Source organism: Paenibacillus sp. FSL H8-0122 (genome assembly GCF_038005345.1).
GTDB lineage: Bacteria > Bacillota > Bacilli > Paenibacillales > Paenibacillaceae > Paenibacillus_AQ.
Window position 1 is genome coordinate 2,591,558 of sequence record NZ_JBBOTB010000001.1, and the last position, 26,071, is coordinate 2,617,628.

The 26,071-nt window shown below is 53.7% G+C and carries 22 protein-coding genes; 18 read left to right on the forward strand and 4 right to left on the reverse strand.

What is annotated here, in order from left to right:
• Positions 1 to 47 precede the first annotated feature (47 nt).
• Positions 48 to 1,292 (reverse strand): aminopeptidase, encoded by a 1,245-nt coding sequence (locus NSS64_RS11455; RefSeq protein ID WP_341140137.1) that lies wholly within the window; start codon positions 1,290 to 1,292, stop codon positions 48 to 50.
• Positions 1,293 to 1,454: 162 nt separating this feature from the next.
• Here NSS64_RS11455 and NSS64_RS11460 point away from each other — a divergent pair, with 162 nt between their 5' ends.
• The gene (locus NSS64_RS11460; RefSeq protein ID WP_036695355.1) at positions 1,455 to 1,736 is read left to right on the forward strand and encodes a hypothetical protein; all 282 of its coding nucleotides are present in this window, start codon (positions 1,455 to 1,457) and stop codon (positions 1,734 to 1,736) included.
• A gap of 224 nt (positions 1,737 to 1,960) precedes the next feature.
• Here NSS64_RS11460 and NSS64_RS11465 read toward each other — a convergent pair whose 3' ends face one another.
• The gene (locus tag NSS64_RS11465) at positions 1,961 to 3,313 is read right to left on the reverse strand and encodes a TrkH family potassium uptake protein (protein WP_340993112.1); all 1,353 of its coding nucleotides are present in this window, start codon (positions 3,311 to 3,313) and stop codon (positions 1,961 to 1,963) included.
• Positions 3,314 to 3,461: 148 nt separating this feature from the next.
• Between NSS64_RS11465 and NSS64_RS11470 the strand changes: the two genes are divergently transcribed.
• A complete protein-coding gene (locus NSS64_RS11470) occupies positions 3,462 to 3,821 on the forward strand; it encodes a VOC family protein (protein WP_341140139.1) in 360 nt (119 codons plus the stop codon).
• A 59-nt stretch (positions 3,822 to 3,880) separates the two neighbouring features.
• The gene (locus NSS64_RS11475) at positions 3,881 to 4,297 is read left to right on the forward strand and encodes a GNAT family N-acetyltransferase (RefSeq protein ID WP_341140140.1); all 417 of its coding nucleotides are present in this window, start codon (positions 3,881 to 3,883) and stop codon (positions 4,295 to 4,297) included.
• 89 nt (positions 4,298 to 4,386) lie between these two features.
• Here NSS64_RS11475 and NSS64_RS11480 read toward each other — a convergent pair whose 3' ends face one another.
• Positions 4,387 to 4,671: a hypothetical protein gene (locus NSS64_RS11480; RefSeq protein WP_341140141.1), complete on the reverse strand. Its 285-nt coding sequence runs from the start codon at positions 4,669 to 4,671 to the stop codon at positions 4,387 to 4,389.
• An 86-nt stretch (positions 4,672 to 4,757) separates the two neighbouring features.
• Positions 4,758 to 6,080: a hemolysin family protein gene (locus tag NSS64_RS11485; protein WP_341140142.1), complete on the reverse strand. Its 1,323-nt coding sequence runs from the start codon at positions 6,078 to 6,080 to the stop codon at positions 4,758 to 4,760.
• A 115-nt stretch (positions 6,081 to 6,195) separates the two neighbouring features.
• On the opposite strand from NSS64_RS11485, the gene NSS64_RS11490 reads away from it, so the two are divergent.
• From NSS64_RS11490 to NSS64_RS11560, 15 genes are all read left to right on the forward strand, one after another.
• The gene (locus tag NSS64_RS11490; RefSeq protein ID WP_341140143.1) at positions 6,196 to 6,963 is read left to right on the forward strand and encodes a DUF1836 domain-containing protein; all 768 of its coding nucleotides are present in this window, start codon (positions 6,196 to 6,198) and stop codon (positions 6,961 to 6,963) included.
• 82 nt (positions 6,964 to 7,045) lie between these two features.
• A complete protein-coding gene (locus NSS64_RS11495; RefSeq protein ID WP_340940442.1) occupies positions 7,046 to 8,263 on the forward strand; it encodes an MFS transporter in 1,218 nt (405 codons plus the stop codon).
• A 187-nt stretch (positions 8,264 to 8,450) separates the two neighbouring features.
• Positions 8,451 to 9,794 carry an ABC transporter substrate-binding protein gene (locus NSS64_RS11500; RefSeq protein ID WP_341140144.1) on the forward strand — a complete coding sequence of 448 codons (1,344 nt, stop codon included), beginning with the start codon at positions 8,451 to 8,453 and terminating at the stop codon, positions 9,792 to 9,794.
• 61 nt (positions 9,795 to 9,855) lie between these two features.
• On the forward strand, positions 9,856 to 10,764 hold the full coding sequence (locus tag NSS64_RS11505; protein WP_341142800.1) for a carbohydrate ABC transporter permease: 909 nt from the start codon (positions 9,856 to 9,858) through the stop codon (positions 10,762 to 10,764).
• A gap of 3 nt (positions 10,765 to 10,767) precedes the next feature.
• Positions 10,768 to 11,616 (forward strand): carbohydrate ABC transporter permease, encoded by an 849-nt coding sequence (locus NSS64_RS11510; protein ID WP_076086200.1) that lies wholly within the window; start codon positions 10,768 to 10,770, stop codon positions 11,614 to 11,616.
• A 30-nt stretch (positions 11,617 to 11,646) separates the two neighbouring features.
• The gene (locus NSS64_RS11515) at positions 11,647 to 13,461 is read left to right on the forward strand and encodes a sensor histidine kinase (RefSeq protein ID WP_341140145.1); all 1,815 of its coding nucleotides are present in this window, start codon (positions 11,647 to 11,649) and stop codon (positions 13,459 to 13,461) included.
• Positions 13,458 to 15,077, forward strand: coding sequence for a response regulator (locus NSS64_RS11520; RefSeq protein WP_341140146.1), 1,620 nt, complete (start codon positions 13,458 to 13,460; stop codon positions 15,075 to 15,077). Before NSS64_RS11515 ends, NSS64_RS11520 begins: the two co-directional genes overlap by 4 nt.
• A gap of 575 nt (positions 15,078 to 15,652) precedes the next feature.
• Entirely contained in the window at positions 15,653 to 17,470 is a 1,818-nt protein-coding gene (locus NSS64_RS11525) for a TerB N-terminal domain-containing protein (RefSeq protein WP_341140147.1), read from the forward strand.
• 10 nt (positions 17,471 to 17,480) lie between these two features.
• Positions 17,481 to 18,800: an ATP-binding protein gene (locus NSS64_RS11530; RefSeq protein WP_076085734.1), complete on the forward strand. Its 1,320-nt coding sequence runs from the start codon at positions 17,481 to 17,483 to the stop codon at positions 18,798 to 18,800.
• On the forward strand, positions 18,797 to 20,998 hold the full coding sequence (locus NSS64_RS11535; protein ID WP_341140148.1) for a DEAD/DEAH box helicase: 2,202 nt from the start codon (positions 18,797 to 18,799) through the stop codon (positions 20,996 to 20,998). The genes NSS64_RS11530 and NSS64_RS11535 overlap by 4 nt, the downstream gene beginning before the upstream one ends.
• A gap of 152 nt (positions 20,999 to 21,150) precedes the next feature.
• On the forward strand, positions 21,151 to 21,822 hold the full coding sequence (locus NSS64_RS11540) for a hypothetical protein (RefSeq protein ID WP_341140149.1): 672 nt from the start codon (positions 21,151 to 21,153) through the stop codon (positions 21,820 to 21,822).
• A 358-nt stretch (positions 21,823 to 22,180) separates the two neighbouring features.
• Positions 22,181 to 22,621 (forward strand): GNAT family N-acetyltransferase, encoded by a 441-nt coding sequence (locus NSS64_RS11545; RefSeq protein WP_341140150.1) that lies wholly within the window; start codon positions 22,181 to 22,183, stop codon positions 22,619 to 22,621.
• Between the two features lie 103 nt (positions 22,622 to 22,724).
• The gene (locus NSS64_RS11550; RefSeq protein WP_341140151.1) at positions 22,725 to 24,101 is read left to right on the forward strand and encodes an extracellular solute-binding protein; all 1,377 of its coding nucleotides are present in this window, start codon (positions 22,725 to 22,727) and stop codon (positions 24,099 to 24,101) included.
• Positions 24,102 to 24,246: 145 nt separating this feature from the next.
• The gene (locus NSS64_RS11555; protein ID WP_341140152.1) at positions 24,247 to 25,137 is read left to right on the forward strand and encodes a carbohydrate ABC transporter permease; all 891 of its coding nucleotides are present in this window, start codon (positions 24,247 to 24,249) and stop codon (positions 25,135 to 25,137) included.
• An 18-nt stretch (positions 25,138 to 25,155) separates the two neighbouring features.
• Positions 25,156 to 25,980 carry a carbohydrate ABC transporter permease gene (locus tag NSS64_RS11560; protein WP_341140153.1) on the forward strand — a complete coding sequence of 275 codons (825 nt, stop codon included), beginning with the start codon at positions 25,156 to 25,158 and terminating at the stop codon, positions 25,978 to 25,980.
• Positions 25,981 to 26,071 lie beyond the last annotated feature (91 nt).

A 26,071-nucleotide genomic window follows, 5' to 3' on the forward strand; every position in this document is an offset into this window, starting at 1 on the left:
TTCAGCTCCATTCATCATCTAATGAAATGCAATAACTTATAAGGGGTCTAGAAGGCCCAGTTGCCCTTCTTGAAGACCGGCTCACGCGCACCGTCAGCGGTAATTCCGTAGATATCCATCTCGGCTGAGCCAATCATGAAATCGACATGGGTTACACTGTTGTTGAGGCCGCGGGCGGTTAGTTCATCCTGGTTCATTTCCTTGCCGCCTTCCAGACAGAAGGCATAGGCGGTGCCAATAGCCAGATGGTTAGAGGCATTCTCGTCGAACAAGGTATTGAAGTAGAGAATTCCTGATTCCGAGATCGGCGACTGATGCGGCACAAGTGCGACTTCCCCCAGATACTTGGCGCCTTCATCCAGGCTGATCAGATATTCAAGGGCTTCCTGGCCCTGCTCAGCGCTCACACTGGTAATCCGGCCCTGTTCAAAAGTGATCGAGAAGCCGTCAATTATATTCCCGCCGTAGCTGAGAGGCTTCGTGCTGCGGACCGTACCGTTAACGCCGGTTTTCAGCGGAGCTGTGAACACTTCTTCCGTTGGCATGTTGGCGACAAAAGAATGACCTTTGGCATTTATGCTGTCCCCTTGCGCCCATAAATGGCCTTCAGGCAGCTCGATGCTAAGGTCAGTTCCAGGTGCTATGTAATGCAGGCTGGCGTACTTCTTCGCGTTAAGAACATTAGCCTTCGACTCAAGCGTGTCGAGATGCTCCTGCCAGGCGGTAACGGGGTCCTCACGGTCCAGACGGACAGTATGGAAGATGGCTTCCCACAGCTTGTCTACACGCTGGTCAGCAAGAATTTCAGGGAACACCTTGTCTGCCCAAGGCTGGGAAGGAATCGCTACAATGCTCCAGCTAACCTTGTCGGACATCTGCAATTCACGGTATTTCGTAAGCGCTGCGCCCCGGGTCTTCTGGAAGTTCGCAATCCGCTCAGGCTCAATGCCTTTGAGGGCATCCGGGTTCTCGGCAATGACCGACAGGAAGGCGGCACCATTCTCTGCAAGCTCAGTCATTTCACCGGCAAACCAGGTTGGGGCTTTGGTGAATACTTCGGGCGACGCATGCTCGAACTGCTGGCGGGTGATGAACTCGTCACTCCAGTTCACCTTAACCTGGCTGGCGCCGATGGCATACGCCTTGGCCGTAATCAGGCGGACGAACTCAGCCGCAGTGATCGGTGCGTTCACGACCAGGATTTGTCCCGGCTGAACATTCACACCGATTTGAACCGCCAAATCAGCATATTTACTTAGCTTGTCCTGAAGCTCTGTTTCAGTCATTGACATTTCCTCCATTACCATTATTTTTAGCTCTATATAAGCATTGTACTAAATTATTAACCGCCGGATGAAAAAAGTCAATTACAGCGCAAAAGGAAAGAGAAATGCTGACATATCAATGTTATACTGAATATTGTGGGCATGATCAGATGAAAGGAAGGAAAGAGGATGAACCTGGAAATCACCAAAGCAGAAATGAAACGCGTAGAGGATAGAAGTTTTGTAGGGAGAACGGTATTTACATTAGAGAATCACCGTTCCCCTTATGAGATTACTTTCTACAGTTCCCGTGGAACCGAATGGGATTACAGCCTGAGCTTCGCCGGGGAGCCGGGGAGTGAGGAGCAGTTCCTGGAAGTGGATGCGCTGCTGGAGAATGACGATGATCTGTATAATCAGTTGCTGGATGCAGCGCTGGATACCCAAGAGATCCCGGAAGAGGAAGCTTAAGCTTACTTGCGGATATAACAATGCGACCCCCGTCCCGGCTGATTGCCTTGGACGGGCAGGGTCGCATTTTTAATAGTAGAGGAGATTATGATTTTCTTCTGTTACGTATAAGTGGCGTGCAGGCGTGTGGCCCGAATGTATGCGGAAAACAGCATACATTCTGCTGGCGCGAAGGTAATCTCATTCACCCGTATGGGTGATTTTGTTCTTAATAGTCGCTGCCCTTAGCCGATGGTGATATTGCCTTCCGGATAACGGTATAACTCTTTGCTGTTCTTCGGCTTAAGCGCATAGGCCAGAGTAAGCGGTCCGGTCCGGCCCACGAACATAAGAATGATTACCAGCACCTTGCCGGTCGTGGTCAGCTCTGTGGTCAGTCCCATAGTGATGCCTGAAGTGCCGAAAGCGGACACCGCCTCGAACAATACGCTCAGGAAATCTGCGCTCTCTGTGACTGACAGCAGCATGGTGGAGATGACCACCAGCATTAGGGAGAGCAGGGTCATGGTAATAGCCCTGTATACATTCTCCTTCGAGATCCGGTGGCGGAACATGACGATATCCTCTTTGCCCCTTAGTTTGGCGTAGGCGGTGCTGGCCAGAATGGCAAAGGTGGTAATCTTGATTCCGCCGCCGGTAGAGCCGGGAGCCGCCCCGATGAACATCAGCAGAATCATTAGGAATTGGGTGGATTCCCGCAGCAGCGGAATCTCAATGGTTGTCACCCCGCCGGAACGGGGCGTAATAGCTTGCAGGAAGGAGGCCATAATCTTGCCTCCGGCATGCAGCGGCTTCAGTGTAGCGTTCAGCTCCAGCCAGAAGAAGACAACAGCTCCGACCAGAATCAGCACTGCTGAAGTTGCGAGCACGACCTTCGAATGTAGTGTCAGCCGCTTGCGCTTGGGATAATCGATCACATCGGACAATACAATGAAGCCGATACCGCCGAGGAAAATCAGCAGCATGGAGGTAATATTCACAATAGGATCTTCCACATAGCGTGTTAAACCGCTGAATGGCCCGTGAACGTCGCCGAACAGATCGAAGCCCGCATTGTTGAAGATGGAGATGCTATGGAAAAGTCCATAATAAGCTGCTTTGCCTATCGGCATATCCACTACAAATCTGGCAGCCAGCAGAATGGCCCCGGTTAATTGAATCACCAGGGAATAGATGAGAACCCGGCGGATCAGCTTCACGATCCCCTGCATGGAATTCTGGTTCATGGATTCCTGCAGCAAGAGGCGTTCCTTCAATGAGATTCGTTTGTTCAGCACCAGCGTAATCAGCGTAGCCATCGTTACGAATCCAAGACCGCCGAACTGGAACAGCACCAGCAGCACGATCTGTCCAAAGGTCGAGAGCTGCGTACCCGTATCGATGACGGCAAGTCCGGTTACACAGGTCGCAGAGGTCGCCATGAACAGCGCATCAATGAACGAGATTCTTCCGCCCGTAGAAGCGGCAGGCAGGGACAGCAGCAGGGTTCCGGCAGCAATCAGCAGCACGAAGCCGAGCGATAGTATTTTGGGCGGCGTCAGCTTCAAATGCCCAAAGAAAAGGTTAGCCAAGTTCATTCTCCTGACAATAGGGATAGGATCTGACAAGATTATAGCATAACTTATATTCTCATCCCTAAACAGGCAGGAAATTGACATATTTTATCGAAATCATTAAAGGCTGTAGGATTCAACAACTTGCACTCTATGAGGAGGCTATACTGCTGTGACAAGTCCGATACGCAATCAGATTGGCGCTGTCTTCATCCCGGTTAGTGATATCGAAAGGTCCAAGAACTGGTATTGCAGTCTGCTCGGACTGCCGCTTGACGGTGAAGTATTATTCGGGCATCTGTATGAGGTGCCGATGCAGGGGCCGGGGATCGTACTGGACAGCAAAATATTCACAGCCGAAGCCGTGCTGAAGGTGCCGTCCTTCCATCTGCTTACCGATGATATTGATGCCGCCTATGATTATGTCAAAGCCAGCGGGGCAGAGATCCTTACGGATATTGAGAATGACCACTGGTTTAACTTCAAGGACCCTGACGGAAACGTGTTAATGATCTGCCGTTATATCAATTAATTAATGAGATTAATTATAAAGGTTAATCTCATTAATTATTGTTAAGGGGAGGATTATAGATGATAAGAGAAGCACGGGCGGAGGACGCTGCCGGCATAGAGGGCTTATACCGGATTCTGCTGCCGGATTCCAGCGATATTCATGTGTCCCCCCAAAGAATAAGTCAAATTGCCGATAATCCGGACAGTCTGCTGTTTGTCTATGTAGAGGGCGGGGAAGTTGCCGGTACGGTTCATCTGCATCTGTGTATGGATGCGCTTAGCGGTGACCGTCCGTTCGCGGTGATAGAGCGTTTTGTCATCATCGAGAAGCTTCGGGGCAAGGGAATAGGAGCCTCCATGCTGCGGTTCGCAGAAGAGGCTGCCGCAGCCAGAGGTGCACTTAAGGTGATGCTGTCAAGCAAGAGCATCCGTAAGGATGCTCACCGGTTCTATGAGCGTCTGGGGTACGACGGAGAGGGAAGCAAGCTTTTCTAAAAATACATATCGCTTCAACCTCCAGGAGGAACTGAACGGAAATCGCCCACTTCAAGGGCATCCGGTGAATTCAGGGGCAGGAGTACCCCTCATTTGCTTAATGTAATCGGTTTTTCGATTACATTCGGCTTAGGTGGCGCACCCGGTCCAATTGTAATCGGTTTTTCGATTACATTCGGCCTACGTGGTGCCCCCGGTCCAAATGTAATCGGTTTTTTGATTACATTGGGCCTACGTGGTGCCCCCGGTCCAAATGTAATCGGTTTTTCGATTACATTCGGCCTACGTGGCGCCCCCGATCCAAATGTAATCGGTTTTTCGATTACATTCGGCCAACGCGGCGCCCCCGGTCTCTGTGCCTCCCTTATCCACAAAAGAAAGAAACTATAATTTCCTAAAATAAGAAAAAAGGCGCTCCCCGATAACTCACGGGAAGCGCCTTTTCCTTTACAGCATATGGTTACTCGCTGCGTACAGCAGAATCTTCAGAGACCGGAAGATCAATCAGGATCTCCACCTTGCAGATACGGTGGCGGTTCATCTCGCGGACGGTCAGGGTGACATGCTCATAAGTGAGGCTTTTGCCGACCACAGGTTCTTCCAGATGACTGTACAGCCATCCGCCGATGGTAGTGACTTCCTCATCGTGGAAATCAAGCTTGGTGAGGTCCTTAATCTCCAGGAGAGACACGTTGCCGTCAAACAGATAATGAGTCTCGCTCAGCTTCTCGACATTTCTGCGTTCATCCCCGTCGAACTCATCGCGGATCTCGCCGACGATTTCTTCCAGAATGTCCTCAATCGTAATCAGACCGGAGGTACCGCCGTATTCATCCAGCAGCAGGGCGATATGCACACGCTCCTTCTGCATACGGGTCAGCAGGGTCTTCACCGGTGTAACCTCAGATACGGTAAGAATCGGAAGAATCAGGCTTTTGAAATCAAAATCCGGGTTGTTGTCATATTGCAGGTACAGCTGCTTGGTGTTGATCATGCCGATGATATTGTCTTTGCTGCCGTCGGCCACAGGGAAACGCGTATATTGCTCCTTGCGGATAATCGCGATATTCTCCTGCAGCGAATGGTCAGTGAACAGGCAGACCATGTCTGTCCGGGGAACCATAATCTCCTTGGCGAGCATCTCATCAAAGGTGAAAATACGGTTAACATAACCATATTCCGCTTTGTTGATTTTGCCGCTCTCATAGCTCTCGGACAGGATCAGGCGGATTTCGTCTTCGCTGTGCGCGTCACCGTGTTCACTGGCAGGCTTCATGCCGAACATACGAACGAGCAGGTTGGCGGAACCGTTCATGAACCAAATCAAAGGGTACAATATTCTGTAGAACCAAATAATCAGCGGTGCGGTAATCTGACCAATTTTCTCCGGAATATTAATAGCGGCGGTCTTCGGTGCAAGCTCTCCGACCACGACGTGGAGGAAGGTGGCGATAATGAAGGCCAATGCAAAAGCAATGGGCTTACTAACGTTGTGACTCACACCAGCCAGATCAAACAATGGAATGAGCAGCTGCTCAAAAGCAGGCTCTGCCAATGCCCCAATCCCGAGTGCAGTAATCGTGATACCGAGCTGGCAGGCGGACAAATATCCGTCCAGGTTAGCGGCTACCCGCTGTACTGCCAGTGCGTTCTTCTTGCCGTCCAGCACCATTTGGCTGACCTGGCTTCCCCGTAATCTCACTACTGCAAACTCCGTCGCTACAAAAAATGCGGTTAAAATAATCAAAATTGCCACGAGCGTCAAACTAAGTCCTATACCCATATAATCTTTACCATCCCTTTCGTCCCTAAAATAGGTTATACTCATATTATGAGTTCATATGAACCTATTGTACGAACTTTTCATTGAAATATCAAATGGTGGAGGGTTGCCAGCTATGGAAGCTTTTACACTTAGCCGGATAGAGATGTCCGGACTATTACTGTCTCTAGGGCCAAACTCGGAGCGGAAGCCGCTCCATATTCTGCAGGAAGCCTGGACCAAGTTCCACCGTGACGAGGTGCGGGAGGGGACAAGCCTGCCCGCTTTTCTGTCTACGGATATCCCCCCGATTCTGCAAAAGCTGATCAAAGGCGGCGGCGTCAAAGGGCTGTCCCTGGGTGAAATTGCTTCGCTTGGCGGTCTGATTGAGTATTCCACTTTATCCGTCTCTGCTATGCAGAATTGGGTGAAGCGCGATTTCAAGGAATATCTCGGGTCCCCGCGTGAAGGGAAGAAGTACTCCATTAATCAGGCGGCTATTCTATTTATAATAGATGATCTGAAGGCTGCGCTTGATTTCGAGAGCATCAGACAGCTCTTCCGTATGCTGTTCCTGGCGCCTGAGCGTGATGACGATGATCTGGTGGAGCCGGCACAGCTGTATCACGGGTATGCCGAGCTGTTCGAGGAGATTAAGACCCGTTCCCCGCTTCCGGCGCAAGGACAGGCTCTAACCGGAAATCCGAAGGAATACCTGTGGAAATCGGATAGCGCCATCAAGTCCGCCATGGACAGAATGATGAAGCGGCTCAGCCACCTGAGCAGAGGGCAGCGGGATGCGGTGCAGAATATGCTGCTGATCGCTGCGATCTCGGTGCAGACCTGTTATTTTCAGGCGATGGCCCGGCAATATTTCAATGCGGTGTTATTCCTTGATTTTTGAATCATCCGCTTCTAGAATGTGTAAGTGATACTAATCAGGAATTATTGGATTAGCCGGAATCAGGGGAGAGGGGCCTTAAGTCATGTGGAATCAAATGTCGCTGCTGCAGAATCGGAAGCAGCGGAAGCTGCTCTTCAGTGCAGGTCTAAGCTGGATGTTCGACGCAATGGACGTAGGGATGATCTCGTTCGTCGTGGCTGCATTAGCCAAGGAATGGTCGCTGGGACCGGAAAAGATCGGCTATTTAACCAGCATTAACTCGGTAGGGATGGCGGTCGGTGCAGCCGCAGCCGGAATTATGGCGGACCGCTTCGGCCGCAAATCGGTGCTGCTCTGGACGCTGCTGATCTTCTCGATTGCAAGCGGACTGTCGGCATTCGCCGCAGGTTATGCAGTATTATGTGTGCTGCGCTTCATTGCCGGCTTCGGGCTGGGCGGAGAGCTGCCGGTGGCTTCTACGCTGGTATCCGAGAGCATGCCGGTCAAGGAACGAGGCCGTGCTGTTGTGCTGCTTGAGAGCTTCTGGGCGGTGGGCTGGATTCTGTCGGCGCTGATTGCTTACTTCGTCATTCCGGATTACGGCTGGCGGATCGCCTTCGCCATCGGGGCGGTACCGGCGCTATATGCGCTCTATCTGCGCAGGGCAATCGATGACTCACCGAAGTTCGCGGAGATCAAGAAAGCACCTCCAGTGCCCTTGAAGAAGCGTGTAGCGGCAGTCTGGTCGGCAGAGTACCGCCGCTCGACCATCATGCTGTGGATTCTGTGGTTCACCGTGGTCTTCTCTTATTATGGCATGTTCCTGTGGCTGCCGACGGTAATGGTGCTGAAGGGCTTCAGTCTGGTCAAAAGCTTCGAGTATGTGCTGATCATGACACTCGCCCAGCTGCCGGGGTACTTCACCGCCGCTTATTTCATCGAGAAATACGGCCGCAAGTTCGTACTGGTCATCTACCTGCTGCTGACAGCCGTTAGCGCTGCCTGGTTCGGGAATTCCACGACCGAGGGCATGCTGATGGCTGCCGGAATCTGCCTGTCGTTCTTCAACCTGGGAGCCTGGGGCGGGATGTATGCTTACACGCCTGAGCTGTATCCGACAAAGATCCGTTCCACAGGCGCCGGACTCGCCACCTCCTTTGGACGGATTGGCGGCATTATTGCCCCAACACTGGTTGGCCTGTTGGTCGGCAAGGCGGTCGGGATCGGCTCCATCTTCATGATCTTCTTCGTCACGATTGTAATCGGCGCTCTGGCGGTCCTGTTTCTGGGGAAAGAAACGAAGGGACTGGAGCTAGAGTAGACTGCTTACGGAATAGATTCATACTTAACAGAACTAACCAGGATTAACAGGCCAGCCGGAAGATTCCGGCTGGCTTTTGTCTTACTTATTTGATATAACCCCTTACTTTTCTGGATTTACCCTATGCAGGGCGTTCCGTATAATCATTCATGTAACCGCTTACTTCACAAATTCGAGGAGGCAACAGATGACAATCAAGGGGACCAAAGGACTTGTACTGCTTCTAAGCTCCATATTGCTGATGACTACGGCTGCATGCTCATCCGGCGGATCGAATGCACCGGACGGCGCTAAGGCTTCTTCCAAGACAGAGGGTTCGGCACCTGCAATTGAGCTGCGTATGACCTGGTGGGGCTCGCAGACACGCCACGATCTGACCACCAAGATGATCAAGCGCTTCGAGGAGAAGAATCCGGGCATCACGATTAAGCCGGAATATTCCGGCTGGGACGGCTATTTCGATAAGCTGTCTACCCAGGTGGCAGGCTCGAATGCTCCGGATATCATTCAGATGGACTATGCGTTTCTGTCCGATTATGCCAAGCGCGGCACCTTGCTTGACCTGACGCCTTATACCCGGGATGGAACGCTGCGGACGGAGGACCATGACAGCAGCATGCTCTCGGCAGGAAGCATTGACGGCAAATTGTACGCCGTTACGCTTGGAGTGAACGCTCCAGGCGTTGTCTATAATGCTTCCGTGCTTCAGGAGCTGGGAATTGCGGAGCCGCAGGAGTCATGGACGTGGAAGGATTTTGCGGAGATGGCGAATACGATTGCTAAGAAGAAAGGCAACGGCTACTATGGTACGCCGGATATTTCGGGCACTACGAACATCTTCGAGGTATTCGTGCGCCAGAACGGGAGCGGCCTGTTCGCCGGGAATAAGCTCGGGGTCTCCCGGGAGGTCATCCATGAATGGTTCAATTACTGGCAGGAGCTGCGGGACAGCGGCGGCGCTACAACGGCAGAAGTAACTGCCGCGATGACGAATGCTCTGGAGACCCGGCCGCTGTCCGTTGGCCAGTCTGCCCTTGATTTTGCCTGGTCCAACCAGCTGATTACCTATCAGAATGTGCTGAAGGATCAGAGCCAGAAGCTGAAGATGCAGGTGATTCCGCATATGGAAGGGGAGCAGAAGATCGGCGAATATCTGAAGCCCGGCCAGTTCATCTCCGGGAATGCCAAGACCAAGTATCCCAAGGAGGTGGCGAAGCTGATCGACTTCATGGTCAATGATCCGGAAGGCACCGCTATTCTGGGGGCTGAACGGGGAGTGCCGGTCAATTCCGCAGTGCGGGAGCAGCTGAAGCCGTCGCTTACCGCCGAGGAGCAGTTAATCTTTGATTTTATCGATGTGGTCTCCAAGCATTCCAGTGATATTGACCCGCCTTACCCGCAGGGCTTCTCGGAGATTGATAAGAACTTCAAGAGCGCCAGCGAGCAGATCTCCTTCGGTCAGGCCGGCATTCCGCAGGTAAGCGAGCAGTTCATCTCCGGTTCTAACGCCATACTGGACAAGGCCAAATAAATACAGAGGAGCGAGAGAGCCATTGAGTGCAGATCTGATGACAGTAGATAGACCAGCAGGCATGAAGCGGCGTAAAACAAAGCTGCGCTACAATCAGAACGGGATTGCCCTCCTGTTCCTGTCGCCCTGGCTGCTGGGGCTGGTGTGCCTGACCCTGGGGCCGATGGCGGCCTCACTCTATTTTTCTTTTACAGATTACAGTATTCTGGAGAGCTCCAGATGGATCGGATTGGATAACTTCACCACCATGCTCACTGCAGATCCGTTATTTGTTCAGTCGCTTAAGGTGACATTTATCTTCGTATTCGTGTCGGTGCCGCTGAAGCTGATGTTTGCCCTGGCGGTCGCCCTGCTTCTTAACAAAGGGATACGGGGCTTAGGCATCTACCGGACGGTCTATTATATCCCTACGCTGCTCGGAGGCAGTGTCGCTATTGCGATGCTGTGGCGCAAGATGCTCGGCGGCGATGGGCTGCTGAATCAGCTACTGGCCATGGCGGGGATACAGGCGCCTGACTGGGTATCGAATCCCAAATACTCGCTGTATTCGCTTATCCTGCTGTCGGTATGGCAATTCGGCTCGTCGATGATCATCTTCCTGTCCGGGCTGAAGCAGGTGCCGCCGGAATATTATGACGCCTCATCGGTGGACGGTGCAGGTAAAGTAGGGCAGTTTCTGCATATTACGCTGCCGGTGCTGTCTCCGGTTATCTTTTTCAATGTCATCATGCAGACGATCACCGCCTTCCAGTCGTTCACCCAAGCGTTCATTATCAGTAACGGCAGCGGGGGACCGGTGAATTCCACCCTGATGTATTCCCTGTACTTGTACAAGAAGGGCTTCTCCTTCTTCCAGATGGGCTATGCCTCGGCGATGGCCTGGGTCCTGGTGCTGCTGATCGGGATATTCACACTCCTGCTATTCGGCAGCAGCAAGCTGTGGGTGCATTATGAAGATGGGGGGAAATAAGCTATGGATACAGGCAGCGCATCGAAAAGTGCCATATGGCTCAAGCACTTCATCATCTGTCTGATCGCCTTTGTCATGCTGTACCCGGTGCTGTGGCTGGTAGGCAGCTCGTTCAAGCCGGCGAATATGATTTTCTCGGAAATCTGGTTCTGGCCCCGGCAGTGGAATTTCCATAATTATGTCAGCGGCTGGTTTGGCTTCCAGGGCAGCTCCTTCGCCCGGTTTCTGCAAAACTCGGCTCTGGTCTCTCTGGGGGCAGTGCTCGGCAATGTGATCACCTGCTCCATGGCGGCTTATGCGTTCGCGCGGCTGAATTTCCGGTTCAAGGCACTGGGCTTCGCGCTGATGCTGATGACGATTATGCTCCCGCTGCATGTGACCCTTATCCCGCGTTATATCCTCTTCAACAGCCTGGGCTGGGTGAACACCTTCGCGCCGCTGATTCTGCCCAAGTGGATGGCGACGGACGGCTTCTTTATCTTCCTGACGGTGCAGTTCATCCGCGGCTTGCCGAAGGAGCTGGACGAAGCGGCAACGATTGACGGCTGCGGGCCGGTGCAAATCTTCAGCCGGATTATTATTCCGCTGGCGCTGCCTGCGCTGATCACGACGATGATTTTCACCTTTATGTGGACCTGGGATGATTTCTTCAGCCAGCTCATCTTCCTTAGCGATATCGGGAAATACACCGTGCCGCTCGGCCTGCGGCTGTTCCTGGACTCCAGCTCGCAGTCGGATTGGGGCCCGATGTTCGCCATGTCGGTATTGTCGCTGGTGCCGTGCTTCATTCTCTTCATCACGCTGCAAAAGTATTTCGTGGAAGGAATTGCGACATCCGGCCTGAAAGGATAGAATCTGGGGAAAAGCATAGGGATGGGGCAGATGCAAAAAAGAATGCTCGGCACCTGGCTGCTGCGGATCAGGCGGAGCAAGCTCTCCACGCTGATGGCGGCCAGTATTATTACGTTCAATCTGATCTTTCTCGGGTTCATAGTCCTGCTGGCGTACCGGACCTTCTCCGATGTAACCTTCAGGGAGATCAGCACCACCAGGCTTGCGCTGCTTAATGAGAGCACGAAGCGCGGCTTCGACTTCATGACCAATGTGTCGGGTACCGCCTACTCCATTGCCGCGAACAAGAGCGTTATTGAGGGGCTGGAGACTACGCCTGCCTCCAAGTATCAGATGATCTCCAGAAGGCGGGAGATTACGGAGATTCTCCAGCATTCGCTGGTGCTGAACGAAGGGGTAAGCTCGATTGAGATTTACAGTGATTTGTTCAGCGGGGTGCCGCAAAGCTCGACGGATCTCGTTTTTCCGGTCTCTTCGATTAAGAATGAGAGCTGGTATCCCCAGCTGAAGCAGGCGGATTCACTCTGGGTTCCCCTGGAGGGCAGCGGCGGCGAAGACGAGCCTTATCTGATCGGCCATATTCAGCATCTGTTCGGAAATGAAGGAAAAACGATCGGCTACCTCTATATCCGGCTGTCCGCAGACGATATCCTGAAGCAGTTCAAGGATATTCCGGCTGTGCTGGACGGCCAGATTCATCTGGTGGATACAAGCGGTAATCTTCTGCTGCTGGTGAACAAGGAGGAAGGCTCTGCCGGCAAAACTGTACTGGATGCGGACTGGCTCTACCAGCATACGTATGAGGGAAATGAAGGCTATGAACTGCTGAACAAGGACAGCCAGTCCTATCTCGTCCTGTTCTCCAGACCGAGCACCATCTCCTGGCGGTTAGTCCAGGTCATCCCTACGCGTGAGCTGCTGCAGGAGGTTCGTAAGGCGGACAGGCAGGTGATCGGGATCGGACTGCTCTGCCTGCTCCTGTCGGCGCTGCTGGCGTACTTCTTCATCCGCAATATGATCCGTCCGGTACGCAGGCTGATTCAGGAGATGCGGAAGCTGGAGCGCGGTGATTTCCGGGCCAGTATGAGTGAGTCGCTGACAGAGGAATACACGCAGATGTCTTACGGCTTCAACCACATGGTGAACCGGCTGCAGGAGCTGGTGCAGAGTGAGCGGGAAGCAAGCGCCGCGAAGCGGGAGGCGCAGGCAGGGCTGCTGGAGGCCCAGATCAAGCCGCATTTCCTGTACAATACACTGGATATGATTCACTGGAAGGCGATGGATTACGACGCCCAGGATATCAGCTACATGATCACCCAGCTTGGCAAAATGCTGCGCATCGGCCTGAGCGGCGGCAGAATGCTCATTCGTCTGCGCGACGAGCTGGAGCATGCGCGGTGCTATGTGAGCATCCAGCAGGAACGGCTGCCGATTGCCATTGAGTATACGGAGTCGATTGCAGACCCGGCGGTCCGGAGTTATTTCATTCCGAAGGTCATACTACAGCCGCTGATTGAGAATTCAATTATTCATGGCAGCCGGGAGTCTGGCTCCAGCCCTTTGCAGATTCATCTGGAGGTGCGGGAGATTAAGACGCCGGGAAGCCAGCCTTACCTGCAAATCACGCTGCTGGATAACGGCCGGGGCTTGGCGGAAGGCTGGTCGATGGAGCAGGTGAGCGGCATCGGCACCCGGAATGTGATGAGCCGGATTCAGCTGTACTGCGGGGAACCGTACGGATTATACTTGGCCAACCGGCCGGAGAGAGGGGTTGCGGCTATGATTACACTGCCAGTCATTGAGACGGAGGAGCAGCTGGAGCGGCTGCTGCGCGATCAAATATGAGCCGCTCTATACTGCTGGTGGATGACGACCCGCATATTCTGAAAGCCCTTACGAGACATGTGGCCTGGGAGAAGCTGGGCCTGACCCTGGCTGGAACAGCGGTCAACGGCCATGAAGCGCTGGAGCTGTTCCGCAGGCTCTCCCCCGACCTGGTGATGACCGATGTCTATATGCCGGGCATGGGCGGCCTGGAGCTTACAGAGGCGCTGAGGGAGCTGGCCCCGGAGCTGCCGGTTATTATCCTGAGCGGCTACGAGGAATTCGAGAATGCCCGGCAGGCGATGCGCTGGGGCGTCAGCCATTTCCTGCTGAAGCCGGCCCGGGTAGACGAGATCGAAGCAGTGCTTCGCGCTGTGCTGCTGGATCTGGAGGCCGGAGAGCAGAAGAAGCGGCTGGAGGAGCGTTATCAGCAGGAAATCGGCCGCACGCTTCCTTTTCTGCGGGAACGCCTGCTTATGGAGCTGTTGACCACCCGCTACAGTGCGGAGGAATGCTCCGAGGAGCGGCTCGGATATCTCCAGATTACCCGCCCGCAACGGCTGGCGGCGGCCAGCATCCAGCTGAACCGGCCTTCGCCGCTGCATAAGCTGAAGGAGCGCGAATGGCAGCTGCTGCGCTTCGGAGCCGGTAATATCTGCCGGGAGACACTCCAGCACAAGCTTGCCGGACATCCCTCTGTACAGGGGCATGTGCTGGACTATTCCGACGATCTGCTGGTGGTGCTGCTGCTGGACCGTGAGGCGGGAGAGCCAATCCCGGTTCTGAAGGAAGTAGTGCAGGAGACGATGGATAAGATCCGGAATTACATTCAGCTTCAGGCCTATGCCGGCATTGGTTCGGTCAAATCTGCCATCCATGAACTGATCGATTCTTATCTGGAGAGCAGAGAGGCGCTTGCTTCTGCGGAGTTTCAGGAGACCAGTCCCATCTACGCCTATGAGCCGTGCAAAAGCACCAACCCGTGGACGCTGGAGGACTATTCCCGGCTGCTCCAAGAGTGGAATGAGGTGCTGCTGTGCAGGGATTCCTCAAAAGTATGGGAGACCTGGGAGATCATCTTCGGCAGGCTCCGGCAGGAGGACCAGAATAATATTCAGGACATACAGACGGTGTGTGTCGGGCTGTTTACTACGCTGATGTATTACTGGAATGCCTGCTGCCCGGGCCGCACTCCCCCTATGAGCATGTCCGAATTCCTGCAGGCGGTAACGGGGTACTATACCTGGAGAAGCTTGACGGAGTGGATGGGGCAGATGATTCCGGCCTTCCTGACCGCAGCGTTCACTGAGATGAATGTCAAGAAGAACCGTCTGGTAGAGAGCGTCAAAAGCTATGTGGAAGCCCACTACAATCAGGAGATCAGCTTCATGGGCCTCGCGCAGGAGCTGCATGTGCATCCGAAATATCTCAGTCAGCTGTTCAAACGGATCAGCGGTGAGAATTTCGTCAGCTACCTGAATCAGTACCGGGTGGACCGGGCCATCGAATTCCTGCAATCCGGCCAGCATATGGTGTATGAGATCAGTGAAATGGTCGGCTTCAACAACCCCGCCTATTTCAGTCAGGTGTTCAAGATGATTACCGGGCGCAGCCCTAGTGATTATTTGAAGGGGTGATTCTCCGCTATTGCAGCCCGCAGGGTGAGTATAGTATATTCTTATGGAGACACAAACGAACGTTCTCATTGCCCTGCAGGTTACATCAAGTTGCGGTGCGGTGACAGACGCTCTCATCCAAGATCTTGAGGAGTTAGTCTCTCAAGGTCTTTTTATTGATTTATGGCGGGACGCGGGCGGCGGGTGCATTCCTGCCTACTGTGCTATTGTGCGACTACATAGACAGGCACTTCGGATATTTAGCGGTTTGGATATTTTAGCGGTTATGCGGACTGAGAATCAGTTATTTCTTCAAAAAGCTACTTTATGAGGCCCGAGCGGACTGAGAAGCGCTTATTTGGGTTATTCGGCCCTGAAATGAGACGATATTGTCTAATTAAGGGATTCTGAGTCCGCTTGGCTTCGCATTTGCCGGATTTGTTCAGAATAACGGATTCTCAGTCCGGCACAGCGGGTGGAGAGTGAGAGTAGCCTCATTGACTGCTTCAACACATGACTGGAACGGCTGCATCCGCTGCATAGGGTATATGATATAATGTGAGAATTACCAAGACATACGGGTGGGGCGATGAAGCATGGCTAAAGACAGGCAGGGGCTGCATTTCTCGGAGCTGGTCTGGGAGAGTACGGAGCAGAATGTGGCGATTCCGCCGCGCGGTACTGTAGATGAAGGCAGCCGGAAGCCTAAGTCAGAGCCGGTTAAGAAGACAACGTCCGGTTACGATACAGTCCAGCTTAAGCTCTGGGATATGGAAGAGAGTGTGGAGCCGGTAACCACTACAGAGAGCGAGTTCGTCCAGCGTGCACGTGAGCTTGTAGAACATAAGGAGCCTGCGGCGCTGTTCGTCCCGTTCAAAAGCTATTGGCCCACCTACGGGCATATGACCGGCGCGCAGAGCAGATGGTATTTCTTTTGGAGGGATGAAGTGCGGCAGGGGAGATACCCGAAGACCGATCTCTCATACATCTTCCTGCATATCTATGAGCTGATTAACGGTGTGGGCTGGGACGAGCCTCAGGAGGGCTGCCGTCAGCTCAGTCTGCTGTGGGAGGCCTACCGTGATAGTTACAAACGTCTGGATCAGTATCTTGGCGGGTGGATTGCGGATTTCTCTTTTGTCCATAAGCTGGATATCCCGTTCTCGGAGATTGTGGCCCGTTCGCGCGGGCTAGCCGGGGATCTGGCTGAGCTTGAATTGGTCCGCTGCCTGTCGGCTGCCCCGGAGCAGCTTAGGATCGAGGTGCTGAGTGTGATGTCGGACTATGATATCAGCAAGTCGAAATTCTATACCGGCGAGGGTAAAATCGCTGCGGATCGTTATATTCCCCAGGTTGTAGCCCTAATTGATGCTTATGTCGCGCGGAAGCACGGCTCGAATCTGATCACGATGTTTCCGCCCGCCCCGCCTGTCGTCCGTGAGCGTTATTTGTTCCGCAGCGCGGTATACGATATCTCCCTGTATGGCTATTCTGTTCTTGTGCCTGTTATCCGGGTCAGCAAGTCTCCACCGCTGCGAAGTCTGATTACCCGGCTGTTCCGGCTGACCGAGAATAAGCTGCGGGCGCTGATGGGTTACCGGGGAAGACTGAAGGATGTCCGGGTTGATGCCGATATGGATGATCTCGTCACCCGTTACCTGGAGCGTGAATTCCGTAAGGCGGAGCAGGAAGAGAAGGGACCGGCAGTGGTCATTGACCAGCAGAAGCTGGAGCAGCTGGCAAGCGACTCCGAGGTGGTGCGTTCCTTGCTTACGGTGGAAGACACCGGGGAGCCGGGTCATGAAGATGATGCGGAGTGGGGAATTGAGTCGGAAGAAGCACATGGAGAAGCCGGATTGTCTGGTATCGGAAGTAATGCGGACGTGCCTGGGAGAGCGGGATCAGCAGATGTGAAGAGTGATGCAGAAGTAAATGGAAGAGCCGGATCAGCGGGCGAGAAAAATGATGCGAACGCGGCTGGGAAAGTTAGGACAATCGATGTGAATAGCGCTGGAGAAAGTAATTCCGATAGTTCTGCAAAAGCTGAAGAGCAAGCAGGCCGGATGGCTGGTGGTAAGCGGATCGAGCGGGGCCATGAAGAGCCTCCAGGGAACCAGCCGTCTGCCGGACAGAAGCTTACCGCTTCCCAGCCTCCTGCCGCTGATAGCGAAGCGGAGCACTGGACGCTGTTCGCTTCAGAGCTGACCCCGCTGCAACGGGAGGCCGTGCTGACGCTGGCTGAGCAGGACGGTTCTGCGAAGGTGCAGCGGCTGGCTGCGGGAGCAGGAACGATGGCAGAGCTGCTCTACGATGAGATTAATGAGCTGGCAATGGACACTTTGGGAGACCTCATTATTGACGGGGAAGAGCTGACGGAAGAATGTCTATCCATGCTGGACTATATAAAGAGGTGAAATTCGTAAAATGAACCCACTCAAAATACCGAAGCGGATGACCACCGCGCTCGTCAACTCACTGACAGCGGGAGTTGTACCACGTATCGGTCTTGAACATATCGCCGTCGGCCGCCGGCCGGAGGTGGAGGCGATTCTCCGCGATATGGAGAATATCGCCGATGGCGGAGCTGCCTTCAAGCTGATAACAGGCAAGTTCGGCAGCGGCAAAAGCTTCCTGCTCCAGATCATCCGCAACTATGCGATGGACCGTGACTTCGTGGTTGCCGATGCTGACCTGTCGCCGGAGCGGCGGCTGGTCGGCACGAAGGGCCAGGGGCTCGCCACCTACCGCGAGCTGATGAGCCATCTCTCGACCCGGACCCGCCCGGATGGAGGGGCGCTGGAGATTATGCTGCAGAAGTGGATCATGACGCTGCAGCAGGCGGTGATGCAGGATAAGGGCTATGGCCCTGATGCGCCGGAGCTTGGCGATGAGGTCGGGCAGCGCATCTATTCGGTGGCCTCCGAGATGCGCGGGCTGGTGCATGGCTTCGACTTCGCCAAGGTGCTGGCCTCCTACTGGAACGGGCACAAGCTGGCCGATGACGGGCTGAAGCAGGATGCCCTGCGCTGGCTGCGGGGAGAGTTCCCGACCCGCACGGAAGCGCGGAAGGCGCTCGGCGTTGGGGTCATCATCGATGATGACAACTGGTACGACTACATGAAGCTGTGGGCGGAATTCACCGGAGCCATCGGCTATAAGGGTCTGCTGCTGTTCATCGATGAAGGGGTGAACCTCTACAAGATTACCAACAGCATCTCGCGGCAGAGCAATTACGAGAAGCTGCTGACCATGTTCAATGATACGATGCAAGGCAAAGCAGAGCGGCTGGGCATCTTCGTTGGCGGTACGCCGCAGTTCGTGGAGGACCACCGGCGCGGACTGTTCAGCTATGAGGCGCTGCGCTCCCGGCTGGTGGCCGGACGGTATGCAGGCAGCGGGCTGAACAATTACACAGGGCCGATTATCGCGCTGGACATGCTGTCCCATGAAGAGATTCTGATCTTGCTCCAGAAGCTGCGGGATATCCACGCGCTGCACTACGGATATGAAGCAAGACTGACACAGGAGCAACTGGTGCATTTCATGGAGGAGGCGGTCAACCGGCTGGGAGCTGATGAACTGCTCACCGCACGCGAGGTCGTGCGGGACTTCATGGATCTGCTGCATACCCTGCACCAGCATCCGGAGCTTTCATTCGAGAAACTGGTCGGGGAGCGGACTTCGCGGCCTGCCGAGACGGAACAGAATGAGCTTGACGGCTTCCTGGCGGAGTTCGACCTATGAGCGATAATCCGTTCTACCGGCTGGCCCCGTTCATCAAGGAATTCATCTACAAGAACCGCTGGGATACGCTGCGCGAGGCGCAGGTCGATGCCTGCCGTGTGCTGTTTGACACGCCGCATCATCTGCTGATCGCTTCAGGAACGGCCTCAGGCAAGACCGAAGCAGCTTTCTTCCCGGCGCTTACGGAGCTGTATGAGCGTCCGTCTGCATCGGTAGGTATTCTATATATCGCGCCGCTGAAGGCGCTGATTAACGACCAGTTCACGCGGCTGAATGATCTGCTGCGTGAAGGGAATATTCCGGTCTGGCACTGGCATGGCGATGTGCCGCAGGCGTACAAGACCAAGCTGATGCAGAACCCTTCAGGGGTGCTGCAGATCACCCCTGAATCGCTGGAGGGCCTGCTGATGAACCGCCCGAATGCGATCCCGGCCCTGTTCCATGATCTGCGCTTCATCGTTATCGATGAAGTTCATGCCTTCATGGGCGCGGACCGCGGCATTCAGGTGCTGAGCCAGCTGGCGCGGATCTCGCGGATGGCGGGCTGTCATCCGCGGCGGGTCGGCCTGTCTGCGACCTTAAGCGACTATGCCTCCGTCACGGAGTGGCTGGCGGCTGGCACGCGCGAGAGCGTGGAGGTCAGCGCACCCCAGGGCGGGCGTAAGCTGCGGCTGAGCGTAGAGCATTTCTCGTTCCCGGATGCGCGGAATGAAGAGGAGGCCGAACACCTGGAGCGGGCGCGCCAGGCTTACTATGGCTTCATCTATGATCACACGCATGTGAAGAAGGCGCTCATCTTCACGAATAGCCGCACCGATGCCGAAGAGGCCATTCTGGAGATGCGGCGCATTGCCGCTAAGCGCGGCGAGCGGGATGTCTTCCATGTGCATCATGGAAGCATCTCCGCGATGCTGCGCGAGGAGACCGAGGCCACGCTCCGTGAGGGCGCGGGGCCGGCTGTGGCTGCAGCGACGCTGACGCTGGAGCTGGGGATAGATCTGGGCGAGCTGGAGCGGGTGCTCCAGCTCGGCGCGCCTTACAGCTGCGCGAGCTTCGTGCAGCGGCTGGGCCGCTCGGGCAGGCGCGGGGACGCCGCCTCGGAGATGATCTTCGTCACACCCGAGGAGGAGGACGAGGAGGCGCAGCTCCCGGCGCGCATGCCGTGGACGCTGCTGCGGGCCATTGCCGTCATCGAGCTGTACGTACGCGAGAAGTGGGTAGAGCCGCTGGCCGTGCGCCAGCTGCCGGTCGGTCTCCTGTATCATCAGACGATGAGCATTCTGAAGAGCATGGGAGAAGCAGAGCCGGAGGAGCTTAAGGAGGCTGTGCTGAGCCTGCCGTCCTTCCGCAGCATCGATCCTGCGGATTATGATGACTTCATGGAATACATGCTGGGTATGGGCCATATCGAGAAGATGGATGAGGGCAGCCTGCTGATCGGAATGGCGGGCGAGAAGATCGTCAACAACTTCCGCTTCTATGCGGTATTTAAGGACGACGAAGAGCATGTCGTCTATAACGGAACCGAGGAGATCGGGTCCATTACCACCGTTCCGCCTCCGGGCTACTGCTTCACCCTGGCAGGCAAGCTATGGAAGGTCGAGGAGGTAGACAACCGCCATAAGGCCGTCTATGTCAAAGGCTCACGCGGCAAAGTAGACACCTTATGGCTCGGTGCAGGCGGAGATGTCCATACCCGAATTATGACGAAGATCCGCGAGGTACTAGGATCTACGGCCTTGTACCCTTACCTTGCACCAAGCGCAGCCGCCAGACTGGAGCGGGCCCGCAGGCTCGCCAAGGAGAGCGGACTGCTGACACGTTCGGTTCTGCCAGCCGGGGGAGACTCCATGTTCATCCTTCCGTGGGCAGGCAGCCGCCAGTTCCGTACGCTGGAGCGCCTGCTCAAGAACAATCTGAAGGAGCCGCTTGGCTTACGCTCGGTCGTGCCGATGGAACCGTATTACATGGTAGTCGCCGGTAAAGTGGATGCAGAGAAGCTGGAGGATGAGATCATCGCCGAGACCGCTGCCGCTACCGATGCACTCACGCTCCTGAAGCCGGATGAAGCCCCTTACCTCGGCAAATACGATGAGTTCATCCCCCATGACCTGCTGCGCAAAGCCTTTTCGCTCGACGGCCTTGATGTCCCTGGACTGATCAGCGTGATCAAACAGTGGAAGCAGCCTCCGGCATAATATAGCGATGGCCAATATGCGGAGATGTATCTCGCTTATTCAACAAGAAGCAGTCGATCCTATCGTGATCAGCTGCTTCTTGTTTAACCACGGAAATTATACAAAGAACTACGGTATAATTAGAAAAATATTATATGGTGGGTGAGGATTCTATGGAAGCAAAAGCGTTAGAGCGTTTACCGGATCCAACAATGTTACAAAAGCTAATGAAAATCCAAGCTTCACTGAATATTATTCTTTGTAAGGAGGAATGGCTTCGTTACCATAGCTTTATTCAAGATTGGAATGAAGGTGTGTCTATGGCGAAAATAGATAATGGAGCAGGGGATCATTTAATTATTTTGTTTTCCAATGACGGCTCCATAATCAAAGGCTTCGATCACGAATCTGAATTAAGCCCATATGCACAAGATGAACATAAAGTATGGCAAGGGATTTATGATGACGTCCCAAAGGAATTATTATCATTACTTGAAGATGAGGCAATTGAAAAAGAAGATGTGACTTTTTGTGTTTGGCGTAAAAACAGTGACACTAGCTGGCACAAAGGAAACGTTGAGATTCCAGAAGGGATAAGCGATGGTTCTGATTTTTTACTGGGCTGTATATTCTATACACCAGAGGATTTTGTGGAATTTGCAACAGATTATTTTGAATTATCCCTATCCTTAGAGGTTGTTGCAAAAATCTACGAGGATCTCCCCATTACGGAAGAGATGATTCATATTTTGAATTCCAGCTGTGACGTAAAGGAGGTTCTTCAAGAATTAGAGCTATTTGCGGTGGATCGCACGTACAGTCAGGCGAAGAGAAGCGCCCGATGATGAAGATGAAGCTGTTCCAGAAGTGGGCCAAGCCCATTCTGGATTTCGCTTAAACGTAAGTAATTGTATTTCCTGCAATAGAAAACGCGTAGCTGACCGTAAAATGAGATTCTATTATACTTCATACAATGGAATGTTGAATTTTGGATGAAAAAGGGCCTTTATTCAACATTCAAATGTACTGAATACAATAGATTCTATTTCGAAGACTTTTTTACAGCATTCCATTGTACAAAGTGCAGTTGCTATCTTTCCAGCGCTCAATCCGCAGCTTCCCAATGACTGCGGCGGATTGAGCGCTGGCTCGTTAAGGATCGATAATGATCTTATTCCCAATAACAAACGAGGTGACCGGAAAATGAACTCTGCTCCACACGCAAGACTGGCAACTGCTACCGATGCTGAAGCACTCTCCAGACTGAATCAGGAATTCAACGGCGGCGCACCAAGGTCTCCGGCGAAGATCATTGAGCATTTACATACCAACCGCAACGAGTTAATTGCCGTAGCCGAATTGAACGGGGCAATCATGGGTTTTGGCTGCGCCCAGAGCCTCCATTCCTTCTGCTATGATGAGCCTTACGGTGAAATCACCGAACTATACGTAGAAGAAGCCGCCCGGAGACAAGGGGTTGCACGAGCCATTATGTCTTGTCTGGAAGAGAACCTCCAGGAGCGCGGAGTGACAAGCATACGCATACTGACCGGCAGAACGAACACAGCCGCCATTCAGTTCTATGAGCATTGCCATTATGTTCAAGACGATGAACAGTTGCTGGAGAAACAGCTCCAAGCATAGCTATACCTAGAAAAAACAAACCTTTCTCCTGCAGTTCCTACCTTGCCCGGAAGCCCTCTGCGCGATGATAATTAGCTTATCACGTTATAGGGGGCATTCATTTATGGTCAAAAGAAAAATGAAGCAGACAGCCACCATCGCTTTCACCGCAGTGATGGCATTAAGCCTTGCCGCATGCGGGAATTCGAACAGCAACACAGGGGCGGATAAGAAGGACACCGCCGCACCGAACGCCGCCACAGGCAGCGGAAATGCCGCTGCAACAGACGCACCGAGCGATAAAAAGGTAACGCTTACCTTCCAGAACATCTACCCCGATCCCGCAACGCCCAATTACAAAATGATCCGTGAACTGACCGACGCGTACATGAAAGAGCATCCCAATGTGAAAATTGAACTGGACACGCTGAACACGGACCAGCAGAAGGTGAAGCTGAAGACACAGGCGGCCTCCAAAGAAGTGCCGGACATCACCATCGTGAACCCGGCAGCACAAATGAAACCGTTCGTCGATGCAGGGTTGTTCGCTCCGCTGAACGATATGCTTGATCAGAATGGCCTGAAGGACACGTACCAGAAGGGCCTCCTCGACTACTACAGCTTCGACAATAATGTGTATGCCATCCCCGACGGCAACAACATTGAAGTCGTCTACTACAATAAAGACCTGTTCGCCCAGGCCGGCATTGCTGCTCCTCCGACTACCTTCGAGGAGATGCTGAAGGATGTGAAGATCCTGAAGGACAAGGGCATCACCCCGCTGGCGATCGGCGAAAAGGATTCCTGGACCGGCTCGTTCCTGTTCATGAACATTCTGCTGCGCACCAACGGCGGCCCTGGCTTCCTGAAGGATGTGCTGGACGGCAAAAAGACCTTTGAAGACCCTGCGTTCATCGAAGCGGTTGACGCGTTCCAGGCGTTGGTTCAAGCGGGTGCTTTCCCTGACGGCGCAACCTCTATTGACGCCAATGCGGGCGGGAATATTTTCAAAACAGGCAAAGCTGCCATGTGGTCCATCGGTTCCTGGGAGACCGGTGCCATTGATGCTTCTCCGGTAGCCGGTAAAGTGGGAGCCTTCCAGTTCCCGACGGTGAACGGCAAAGGCGACCCTAACGAATTCATGCTGGCCCCCGGCAGCGCCTTCGCGGTATCGGCGAACAGCGAGCATCTGCAGGAAACCAAGGACTTCCTCAACTACTTCGGCACCCAGTATCCCAAGAAGCAATTTGAGCTGAAGAACGCTGTAGGGATCGGCCAAAAGGTGGACGGCGACCTCAAGGCTGCCGGTTATTCCGATCTGGCAGTGAACATTGCCGGACTGTTCAACCAAGTGAAGGGCGGCGACCTGGCGTTCGATAACACCATGAACCCTGCAACCGCACAGGTCCACCTCAGCAGCATTCAGAACCTGTTCGTGCAGAAGATGGATTCCGCCGCAGTAGCGAAGGAGCATCAGGCTGCTTTTGAAGCCAACAAATAACCTGTCCATCAGCACTCTTCCCGATGCGAAGCCGCTTCATCCTGCTTGCTTCGCATCGGGTTTGTTATGCCTTTTATTGAATTAATTACATTAATGATTAATCGGATTAACAGATACAGAATCTGCTTGATAGGAGGCGGGAAAGATGAAAGTTCTTAAGGTGCCGGCACGCACAATCGCTGCCTTCATAGTGCCTTGTCTGCTCTTGTACGTCGGTCTGGTGTTTGTTCCCATCCTGGTCTCGTTCATTACAGGCCTGCTGAAGTGGGACGGACTGTCCTCTGCGCAGTTTGTCGGCTTCGGCAACTTCAAGGATATGTTCTGGCATGATCCGGTGTTCTGGCCCTCTGTACGGAGAACCCTGCTGTATGCGGTAGCCTCAATGCTGGAGATTCCGCTCTGTCTGGGGATGGCGATTCTGCTGAACCGCTATGTGCGTAAGGGCAACACGCTGGTGTCGATCTACTTCACGCCGGTTATTCTCTCGGTCGTCATTATCGGACAACTCTGGAAAACGATCTACAACCCCACCTCCATGGGGGGGATGCTGAACGGTGTGCTCGTCTCCCTGGGCTTGGAGAGCTGGACCCACAACTGGCTGACGGAGCCTGCTATTGCCATGTACGCCTTGTATCTTGTATCGCTGTGGCAATACTTCGGTTATCATCTGCTGATCCAGTATACCGGGGTGCAGAATATCCCTGATGAGCTCTATGAAGCGGCCAAAATCGACGGAGCGGACGGCTTCAAGGCCGACCGTTATATCACCCTCCCGCTGATCGTGCCTATTTTCAAAATATCGATCATTCTGGCGTTCATCGGCTCTCTGCAGGCCTTCGATCTGGTCATGGTCATGACTGGCGGCGGGCCCGCACATGCTACGGATGTCATCTCCACCCATATGTACAACAGCTCGTTCCTGTCCTTCAAATATGGCTACGGCAGTGCGATTGCGACCTTCCTGGTTGTTGTCTGTCTGATCTTCACCGGGATGATCAACACCATCTTCAACCGGCTGGAGCGAAAATTTAACTAACAAAGGAGTGCGCGGACCATGCGTAAGCTCAAAAAAGCAATCGTGTATCTTCTTTTTGCCATTCCTGTCATTACCCAGCTCTACCCGCTGCTGTGGCTGCTGTTATATTCCCTGAAGACGAATGAGGAGATTCTGGACGGAAGCTTCTTTTCTTTGCCCCATAAATTGCAGTGGCATAACTACTATGAGGCTTACACCTCAGGCAGCTATCTGAAGTACCTCTCGAACAGCGTGTTCGTCACCGCGGTTACGATGATCTGTGTGATTGTTTTGGCCTCAATGGCGGCCTATGCGATCTCCCGGTTCCGCTGGAAGTATGGCAATGCGGTGATGACCATTTTTCTGATGGGGATGATGATCCCGATGCAGGCCACGCTGCTGCCGCTGATGATTATTTTCAAAAATATGACGATCCTCAACACCCACTTGTCGCTGATTCTGCCGTACATCGCATTCTCAACACCCATCGCCGTGTTCATATTGAGCGGCTTCATGAGAGCCATTCCACATGAGATAGAAGAATCGGCGTTCATCGACGGGGCGAGCGTGTACCGGATCTTCCGCAGCATCATCCTGCCGGTGTCCGTGCCGCCTGTCATGACTGTCTGTATCTTAACCTTCATCAACATCTGGAATGAGTATATCTTGGCCGCCACGTTCATCTCATCGGAGAAGCTGAAGACCCTGCCGTTCGGCGTCTACACCTTCGTCAGCCAGTATTCGGTCAATTACGGCAATATCGGGGCCTTCCTGGTGATGGGCGCGCTGCCGGTGATTCTAATCTACTTCTTCCTGTCGAATCAGATTACCAAAGGGATGGTGGCCGGAGCGGTGAAGGGATAAGCTGCAAGCCGGCAAATTCCCTCATTGCATAAAAATGGAAAGGTTCTATAATAGGAAACGGCAGAGCAGGGTGCGGGAAAGGGGAGGGAGA